The sequence below is a fragment of the Actinomadura sp. KC345 genome (assembly GCF_004348515.1).
In the GTDB taxonomy this organism is placed as follows: Bacteria; Actinomycetota; Actinomycetes; order Streptosporangiales; family Streptosporangiaceae; genus Spirillospora.
Window position 1 is genome coordinate 1 of record NZ_SMKH01000565.1, and the last position, 1,548, is coordinate 1,548.

Consider the following 1,548-nt stretch of genomic DNA (forward strand, 5'->3'; position numbering starts at 1 on the left):
GTTCGCGCTGCACCTCATCCAGAGCCGCGACGCCGACCTGGTCGGCAAGCCCTTCTTCGCCCGCTACGACCCCGACGCGGTCTGGCTCGACGACCTGAAACCGGCCTTCGCCGACCGCTTCCCCTGGCAGTGACCACAGCCCCCTGGTCCTGCCCATTCCAGTGGCGGCGTTGAGTCACCGGGCACTCCTCGAAGCCGTGCTACAGATTCGGGAGATAACCGACAAATCACTCGCCGGGCGTCTGCCTTTCAGGCCGGCGCTCGTTTCGCCGCGGAGCCATCGAAGGATGGTCCGTCGCGGCATGGCCACCCACTTCTGTAGGGTGCGAATACCCCCTTCGCCGCTAGTGCGCCGTCCCCGCCATCCGTTGGACTGGTGCTCGCACGTGGGCCAGACGACCAAGCCCCCGGGGCGATCGAACGCGTTCGCTGCCGGTACCGGTCACAGAGCGTCGATGAAGCCACGCTCCGCCCAGGCGGGTCGCCCGGACCAGTGCGGACCAAGGGTGCTGACCGACTTCTCCCCGGGAAGGGAATCCGGAGAACAGGTCATTGTGCGGTTCATGGAGGAGTGCGGACCTGGTGTCGGGTCACTTCCATAGGGTGCGGAAATGTCAAGTATTCTAGTGTATCTTCCACCGAACAGGAAACATGACGCGCTACGGAGAAAACTCGCACCCGGTGAAAGCCTGACCTTCGGGCGTGGCGCTCCGGGAGTTCCGGTCGACCTGCGCCTGAACAATCCCGCGGTGCCGCGCCTCGCGGGGGAGATCCTCGCCGTCGACGACTACTGGAAGTTGAGCAACTTCAGCGATAGCCGCGCCGTCGTGGTCGAGAACCCGGAGGGCAGCGGGGAGTATGTGAGAGTGACGCCACGTCGCGCCTCATGCCCGATCCCCTTCGAATTCTCGCGCGTGGTGTTCGGAATCGAGGGGCTCGACACCTCGTTCCAGGTTTACGCGCCACAACACATCTATGTGCAACCCGCCGATCTGGAATGGTGTGAAATGAACGGCTCCGCGACCATATCGGCCTTTTCTCTCGATCAGGATGCGATCTATTTTCTCGTCCTGGTGGCCCTCTGCGAACCGCGTCTCCGCGGCGAGTCCCTCACGGCCGTACCTCCCTCGCGCCAGGTCATGGAACGCCTGAACGAACTGCCCGGACGCAGACTCTCGGTGCGCGCGGTCAACTTCCACATCGACTACCTTGCGGAGCAGAAAATGCGGGTCAAGCAACCCTTTGAGCAAGAAAGGCAGGACGGCAAACGCATGGCGGTGGTGGATACGGCCCTGCGCTTCGGCCTGGTACGGGAGGAACACCTGTCTCTGCTGCCCGCTCGCCGTCGCGCCCGTCCCCCCGGCGCCTGACGGCCCCCGGCGGCCGGTACGGGCTCAGAGCATCGGTGCTCGACACCAGCCGCGCACGGTCGAGTGCGTGACCGCGATTCCGTTCGAATGGAGTGCGATGCAGCCGCTACGCCCGGACGACCCGGTGCGCGTCGCCGAGTATCGGCTGGTCGCGCGGCTGGGGGCGGGGAGTACGGGG

General features: G+C 65.3%; 1 protein-coding gene and 1 pseudogene. Both read left to right on the forward strand.

The window, feature by feature from the left end:
* Positions 1-133: pseudogene (locus E1281_RS42440) on the forward strand (lysine 2,3-aminomutase); the annotation flags it as partial.
* Between the two features lie 478 nt (positions 134-611).
* Positions 612-1,370: a serine/threonine protein kinase gene (locus E1281_RS39605; RefSeq protein WP_131884803.1), complete on the forward strand. Its 759-nt coding sequence runs from the start codon at positions 612-614 to the stop codon at positions 1,368-1,370.
* The last annotated feature ends 178 nt before the right edge of the window (positions 1,371-1,548 follow it).

Bases quoted from the DNA above. Each gene is read 5' to 3' on its own strand.
- E1281_RS39605 (WP_131884803.1), top strand. From the start codon at position 612: ATGTCAAGTATTCTAGTGTATCTTCCACCGAACAGGAAACATGACGCG.